Below are 6,413 nucleotides of genomic sequence, written 5' to 3'. Positions count from 1 at the left end.
TGTTCCTGTCGGCCATCGCGCTCGCAGCCGCCGTCATCTTCTGGCTGCGATAGCGAGTCCTGAGCCTAGAGAAGTGCCAACTCTCGAAGCTGATCGCTCGGTACATCGTGATCCACGAGACCGACGGCATCCTGATGCTGATGCGGTCGTATCAGGTCGAGGCCGCCGAGGCGATCACGCGCCAGGTCGAGCGGAGCCGCGAGGGGGGCTACATCTGGCACGCGACCGGCTCGGGCAAGACCCTGACGAGCTTCAAGGCCGCGCAGAACCTCCTCGCCTTGCCGAAGGTCGCGAAGGTCGTCTTCGTCGTCGACCGCGCCGATCTCGACTATCAGACGATCCAGGAGTTCAATCGCTTCGAGAAAGGCTCCGTCGACGCCACCGACAACACCCGGGCTCTTGTCCGCCAACTCGGGGATCCGGACACCCGCCTCGTGGTGACCACGATCCAGAAGCTCAACACAGCGCTCTCGCGCGAGCGGCACGCGGCGGTGATGGAAAGGATCAAGGACGACCGGATCGTCTTCATCTTCGACGAATGCCACCGCAGCCAGTTCGGCGAGGCCCACGGCCGGATCCGCACGCACTTCAAGGCGGCGCAGATGTTCGGCTTCACCGGGACGCCGATCTTGGCGAAGAACGCTGTCCAGAGCCGGACGACGAAGGACCTCTTCGGCGAATGCCTCCATCGCTACATCCTGACGGATGCGATCCGCGACGCAAACGTCCTGCCTTTCGCGGTCGAATACTGGGGCCCGGCCGAGGCTGGGACGACGACCAGGCCGGGCGCGACTTTCACGAGCACCCCGATGTGATCGCCCGCAAGGTCGACTGGATCATCGCCAACCATGACAAGAAGACCCGGGGCCGCGAGTTCGGAGCCATGATGGCGATGGGCTCCGTCGACGGGCTCCTGGCCGTCTGGGACGAATTCGAGCGGCGGCGCGAGGCGGGCGACCATGACCTGAAGGTCGCGACCATCTTCACCTATGCCGCGAACGAGGAGGATCCCGACGCGGACGGCATCTTGCCCGATCCCGACTTCCCCGGCGATGCCGTACCTCCGGCGGCGCTCCCGAAGCGCGACCGCCTCCAGGCCATCGTGGATGCCTATAACGCGCGATGGCACCGCCGAGAGCGTCCTGAACGGCGACGGCTTCTACGGCTACTACAGAGCCTTGGCAAAGCGGGTGAAGGCCCGTGACCGCAAGCCCTTCGACCCGGCCGAGGGCGTCGACATCCTCCTCGTTGTAGGGATGTTCCTGACGGGCTTCGACGCCCGGACCCTCAGCACGATGTACGTCGACAAGCCCCTGCGCTACCACGGCCTGATCCAAGCCTATTCGCGCACGAACCGCATCCTCGGATCCGAGAAGTCGCAGGGCAACATCGTCTGCTTCCGCGACCTCAAGCAGCGGACTGACGATGCCATTGCGCTCTTCGGCGATCGCGACGCCCTCGAGACGGTGATCGTCCCACCCTATGAGGAGCAGGCGAGACGCTTCGAGGAAGCGGTGGCGAGGCTCCGGGAGATCGCGCCCACCCCTGACGCGGTGGACGGGCTTCCCGACGCGGAGGCCCAAGCCGAGTTCGCCAAGGCGTTCCGGGAGATCCTGCGCTTGCGCAACGTCCCGTCGAGCTACTCCGAGCATGACCCGGAAAGGCTTCCGCTGCCCCCGCAGGACTTCGAGAATTACAAGAGCAAATACCTCGATCTCGAGCAACTCCGTCACCGAGATGGCGACGAGGACGAGGCCGGTCCGCTGGACGACCTCGACTTCGAGCTCGAGCTCCTGCGCCGCGACGAGACCAACGTGGCCTACATCCTGGCCCTGATCGCGACGCTGAAGGCCGCCGAGGGTGAGGGCGGCGATGCCGGCGAGCGGAAGGTTCGCGCGACCCGGAAACGGATTCTCGACCTCCTGAATGGTGAGGCGAGTCTGCGGCCGAAGAAGGAGGTGATCGAAGCCTTTCTCGCAGAGCGTCTGCCGACCTTGGGTCCCGACGAGGATGTGCGCGATGTCTTCGCTGCGTACTGGACAGAGGCTAGGACGAACGCCTTCGTCGACCTCTGCGCGCGCGAGGGTGCGGATCCGGGGCGCCTCGAAAGTGTCATGCAGCCCATGCTATTTACCGCTCGGGAGCCGGCCCCGAGCGAGGTGGTCGAGACGCTCACGACCCGTCCCAAGGTGATGGAGCGGAAGACCGTCATTTCGCGCATCTTGGAAGCGATTCGCCGTTTCGTGGGGATCTACGACGAAGGACTTGGGGACTTCGACGCCAGCTGACCCGGCGTCGCCTGCCTTTGATTAAGTCGCTCTCGTGCAGCGCATCTCGAGAAGGTCGGTGATGATTCAGCAGGATCGGCACCGGCCTTCTCGACACATCCTCTAGGTTTCTCGACGGAGGGCTCGAAGGTCCACATGCCCGTGACGGGCAGTTGACCGATTCTTGCCAGAACCGCGTGCCAATCCATGCTTTGCAGTGCTCCGGAATGCGCATGCCAAGCCCTGATGGCCGTGCACACGTTCTTCGTTTTCGCCTTGTTTTCCTGCCTCGCCCCAGATAGGACCGGCGGCGGAGACGTGGCCGAGTGGTCGAAGGCACACCCCTGCTAAGGGTGCAGACGGGAAACCGTCTCGAGGGTTCGAATCCCTTCGTCTCCGCCACTCACCTTTGGTAAATGCTTATAATTGCTTGGGAAAATGCGGATGCTGGCGGGTTGTCCCCCCGGATGTCCCCCCACTGTGCCGCTCGCGGTCAGCGCGGCGCTATCACCAGCGACCGCACACGCCTTCCCCGATCAGGATCTCGCCCACATCCTGGCCCGAGTCGGTGAGCGCGCACGTCCCGACTTCCCGGTCATAGCTACGCCTGCCTTCCAGGTTACAGGTGACAGCCTGACTGCGCACGAGGTCGCGCATGAACAGACGCGCGCTCTCCCCTTCGTTGGTGCCCAACTCGGCGCAGTCGAGATTAGCGACTCGGATGGGAACGCCTGCGACCTCTATGGTGTCGCCGTCGCGGACATGAGTGACCGGACCTTCGACGTAAAAGTCGGTCGCGGGGGGCGCCTCAGCTCGCTGGCTCTCGGTGCGATCTGCCCGGTTCTCGTCCGACCCTGCTTGCCCCCTCTGCGTGGGTGACGTCTCTATGCGCTCTGGCGCTGCCGGCTCCTCGGTCACACGCTCGCGGGCGGCTGGTGCTGAGCCTGGCAGCCATTGGCTCACCGAGGCCGGGAGTAGGCCCAGGCTATAGGCCGTGAGCGCGCCTGCTAGCAGCAGCGCCACGAGGCTCGCGGGGTTGGGCCAGCGGCTGCCCCGCGAGGAGCGGCGGGCGCGGGTGGGCGTGGTCCGTTTGGCTGGTCGACGCGTCACGCCAGACCCACCCGAAGCCACGCGTCAGCCTCGGCCATGGACCCCAAGCCCTCGCCCTGCAGCTCAGCCCGGCAGGCGTGGCACAAGTGCGCGGTCGAGTAGGTGGGCCGGGGTCCGTCGGGGTTGTCGATCTGTCCCTTCTCAATCACGAGCAAGTCCGCCCAGTCCTCGTTGCCATCCCGCTCGTGACCGCCGGCAAGACGTGGATAACGTGAGTCCTCATTGCCGACGTTCGGCATGGCAATCTTCTCTCGTGTGAGGACCATCAACGCTGAGCATTGCCCGCCAGACAGGCGCGAGCAAGGGCACGCAATCTGTCACGAACCGCTGGACAGCGATCACAATCTCGTCACATTCTTCGGTTGAGGCTCAGGGGTGCCTCGCTGGAGACATCAACATGAAAGCTTGGCTGGGCGCTGCGGCGCTCGTGACGATGGCGTGCGCGGCCGAGGCAGCCACGATTACCTGGGCCGATTTGACGGGGGGCGGCGAGGATCCCTTGGAGCCGCTGACCTATACTGAGGACGGAATCACCGCCGACTCGGGCGGCCGCTCGTTCTACTGGGGGCCCGGCGTCGTCAGTGACAGCATCTTCAACGCCCCGCGCGCCATTGCCTTTACGATGACGGGGCGCTTTGCTGCAGTCAGCGCCGACCTGTATGGCAGCGAGATTGGGCCATGGCTCGCACCGGATGCCTGGATTGGTCTCGCCACCGGCTGGCGCGATGGCGTGGAAGTAGCGCGGCTCGCGTTTGACACCCGCGTGACGGGCTCTCTCGTGTTTTCCGGGGACTTCTCCCATCTGGACCGGCTGGTGCTTGGTCTGAACCCCGACATGCTTGGGGGCTGCGATGCCGGCGACCTGCATCCGGGCGGCGTCTGTGCGGGCTATGGTGTGGGTACCGTGACGCTCGATCCCGTGGATGCTCCCGCTCCAATCCCTCTGCCTGCCAGCGCCGCCCTTCTCGGATTGGCGCTAGCAGGGCTGGGAGTCGCTCATATACGTCGAACAAGATGAGCGCTCATTGACGGGGGCAGGTCAGGTCGCGTCCACCGATAGCTGCACCTCGACTGTCTACACCTTTGGGTCTGGCGCCGCATCGTCCTACTCTGATGGGTGGCGCCAGAGTGACTATGAACAGCGCCGATTCCTCGACTCAAGTGACCCGTCGGCGTGCCATGCTCGCTTGGTCCGATCCTAGCACGATAGACTGGTAACAGTCGGCCCGTCCGAAGAACCGGCAGGCCTTAGTTTCTAGATGGATTTACAGCAGCACGTCGCCTGAGCTGATAGCACTGACATTGACCAGCAGGATTTCCACGTCGGCCTTGGCATCCCCGGTGACATCCGCCAGCACCCTAACCCCACTGGTGCTTGTCTTCCACCAAACCGAGTGTTCGTCCGCCGTGCGCCCGCTCCACTCGAAAGCCTCGTTTTTGTAGGTCGAGCTGTTTGCATCAATGCCACGGAGGTCGATATCATCCATGCCCTTGGTGAAGTTGTGAATCATGTCACGGCTTCCGACGACGCTGTCATGGCGAGACTTGAAGACAAAATCGTCGCCGAGTCCATCTTTTCCGCCGTAGAGTTGGTCTTTCCCCCGCCCGCCTTCTAAAATGTCCGCCCCACTCCCGGCGTATAGCTTGTCCCAGCCATTCCCGGCGATGAGTCGGTCGTTGCCGCCGTTGCCCCGCATCACGTCATTGCCGCTCAGCCCGAGAAGTTGGTCACCGCGCTCTGATCCGTAGAAATCGTCCGAACCAGACAGAACCATGTTGTAGGCGGCACTGACATCCTCTCGATCAATCGCCTGAGAGAACCTGTAAGCATCAACTCGAAAGTTGGAAACGGATCCCATCACCGAACCGCTGACCAGCAGTGTGTATTCCGTCAATTGACCGTATACGTTGCCCCAGTCGTCGTAAGTGAAGTTGCCGGAGTATCGGGCCACCGTGTCACCGGACGTGATCTCGATAGTTGATGAGTCGTATCTTGTGGCCACGCCGTAGAACACCTGTGTGCTCAGCATGTTCAAGGCTTGGTAGGCTTTCACTACTGCCATTACGCGAACTCCAAAATCAGGTCTTCAGCCTACATGGCCGACGCTGCGGGACAATATGGAGAATGGGGGGAAACGGTGTGTTCTGCGGAGGCGCTCGCCCGCGACGAGCATCGACATGCCAACGGCACTGATCCCAAGCCGCCGACCAGTTGGTTGTCTGTGTGTTGCTGCCAGACATTTTACAACGTACAGTTGCACTCCAACTGCGTCGCGTCCGTCAAATGACCGTTGTCACTTTGGGAACTCGTGCATGACTGCTCATGACTCGCAACACTGCAGACTGACTGTTGGTGACAAGGTGAGGCTGGCCCATGGGACCACTTGGGGCCGGGCACTGGATCTTCGGAACAAGACAGGTCGGGTATTGGCCCGTTTCGACCGAACCGCATCAGCGCGCGTGACCGTCATCTTCGCAGGGCAGCCACCATTCGTTGGTGTCTACGAGGACCTGTTTGAGAAGGTTCCCGAGCAGTAGGCCAACTACTCGATAGTCTTCGTGGGAGAGTACTTGGAAGTGAAAGCTGAAGAAAAGTTACAGGATCGAAGGAGCATCGTCCTGCGTCTCCGCTTGCAGGCGCTTGGCATACCGCAAGGCCTCGACGGTAGCGGAGGCCGGGAATACGCGGATGCGTCCAAGTCCAAAGGCGGTAATCGCCTCGTCGACCGCAGTCCGACCTGATGGGATCAGGTGAATACGATCAGGAAAGACAAGCGCGTTCTCTTGCCAAGTATGAACTGCCATCGCAACGTCCAGTGTCTTGCCTTCGAGACCGACTAGGATGGCATAGCAGGCTGCAGGTCTCGACCCGTAAACCTGGGACTCGTTTTGGCCCTGGGGCAACGGGCACCTTCTCACAATTTCGCACAACTATGCCCAATCGAGCATTGCTTCGGGCGGTTGGGGGCGTTGTTGCGTAACCCATGAGCGAGGGGGCTCGCGCGGCGGGTCTGCCTGCTTATCTGGGCGGCCATG

At 62.6% G+C, this 6,413-nt stretch carries 8 protein-coding genes and 1 tRNA gene; 5 read left to right on the top strand and 4 right to left on the bottom strand.

Features of this window, described 5'->3' with window-relative positions; genetic code table 11:
- The first annotated feature begins 107 nt into the window (after nt 1-107).
- From FHG71_RS22490 to FHG71_RS22480, 4 genes are all read left to right on the top strand, one after another.
- Nucleotides 108-815, top strand: coding sequence for a DEAD/DEAH box helicase family protein (locus FHG71_RS22490; protein WP_139083989.1), 708 nt, complete (start codon nt 108-110; stop codon nt 813-815).
- A complete protein-coding gene (locus FHG71_RS23840; RefSeq protein WP_176559595.1) occupies nt 812-1,204 on the top strand; it encodes a type I restriction enzyme subunit R domain-containing protein in 393 nt (130 codons plus the stop codon). Before FHG71_RS22490 ends, FHG71_RS23840 begins: the two co-directional genes overlap by 4 nt.
- Nucleotides 1,107-2,288 carry a type I restriction endonuclease subunit R, EcoR124 family gene (locus FHG71_RS22485; protein WP_176559594.1) on the top strand — a complete coding sequence of 394 codons (1,182 nt, stop codon included), beginning with the start codon at nt 1,107-1,109 and terminating at the stop codon, nt 2,286-2,288. Before FHG71_RS23840 ends, FHG71_RS22485 begins: the two co-directional genes overlap by 98 nt.
- 291 nt (nt 2,289-2,579) lie before the next feature.
- Nucleotides 2,580-2,669: transfer RNA gene (locus tag FHG71_RS22480), tRNA-Ser, on the top strand.
- 105 nt (nt 2,670-2,774) lie between these two features.
- Here the strand turns inward: FHG71_RS22480 and FHG71_RS23835 are convergent.
- Together FHG71_RS23835 and FHG71_RS22475 are read right to left on the bottom strand one after the other, a co-directional pair.
- On the bottom strand, nt 2,775-2,924 hold the full coding sequence (locus tag FHG71_RS23835; protein WP_176559593.1) for a hypothetical protein: 150 nt from the start codon (nt 2,922-2,924) through the stop codon (nt 2,775-2,777).
- A 449-nt stretch (nt 2,925-3,373) separates the two neighbouring features.
- Nucleotides 3,374-3,616 (bottom strand): hypothetical protein, encoded by a 243-nt coding sequence (locus tag FHG71_RS22475; RefSeq protein ID WP_139083986.1) that lies wholly within the window; start codon nt 3,614-3,616, stop codon nt 3,374-3,376.
- A 158-nt stretch (nt 3,617-3,774) separates the two neighbouring features.
- On the opposite strand from FHG71_RS22475, the gene FHG71_RS22470 reads away from it, so the two are divergent.
- Entirely contained in the window at nt 3,775-4,395 is a 621-nt protein-coding gene (locus FHG71_RS22470; protein WP_139083984.1) for a hypothetical protein, read from the top strand.
- 247 nt (nt 4,396-4,642) lie between these two features.
- On the opposite strand, the gene FHG71_RS22465 is transcribed toward FHG71_RS22470, so the two are convergent.
- Complete coding sequence (locus FHG71_RS22465) at nt 4,643-5,440, bottom strand: calcium-binding protein (RefSeq protein ID WP_139083982.1); 798 nt, start codon at nt 5,438-5,440, stop codon at nt 4,643-4,645.
- Nucleotides 5,441-5,972: 532 nt separating this feature from the next.
- A complete protein-coding gene (locus tag FHG71_RS22460) occupies nt 5,973-6,182 on the bottom strand; it encodes a hypothetical protein (RefSeq protein WP_139083980.1) in 210 nt (69 codons plus the stop codon).
- Between the last annotated feature and the right edge of the window lie 231 nt (nt 6,183-6,413).

Origin of the sequence: Rubellimicrobium roseum, assembly GCF_006152145.1 — a bacterium.
GTDB lineage: Bacteria > Pseudomonadota > Alphaproteobacteria > Rhodobacterales > Rhodobacteraceae > Rubellimicrobium > Rubellimicrobium roseum.
This window is presented reverse-complemented; position numbering and strand designations above follow the sequence as displayed.

Coding starts and splice junctions, on each gene's coding strand:
- FHG71_RS22465 (WP_139083982.1), bottom strand. CDS start 5,440: ATGGCAGTAGTGAAAGCCTACCAAGCCTTGAACATGCTGAGCACACAG.
- FHG71_RS22460 (WP_139083980.1), bottom strand. CDS start 6,182: ATGGCAGTTCATACTTGGCAAGAGAACGCGCTTGTCTTTCCTGATCGT.
- FHG71_RS22485 (WP_176559594.1), top strand. CDS start 1,107: ATGCCTATAACGCGCGATGGCACCGCCGAGAGCGTCCTGAACGGCGAC.
- FHG71_RS23835 (WP_176559593.1), bottom strand. CDS start 2,924: ATGCGCGACCTCGTGCGCAGTCAGGCTGTCACCTGTAACCTGGAAGGC.
- FHG71_RS22475 (WP_139083986.1), bottom strand. CDS start 3,616: ATGCCGAACGTCGGCAATGAGGACTCACGTTATCCACGTCTTGCCGGC.
- FHG71_RS22470 (WP_139083984.1), top strand. CDS start 3,775: ATGAAAGCTTGGCTGGGCGCTGCGGCGCTCGTGACGATGGCGTGCGCG.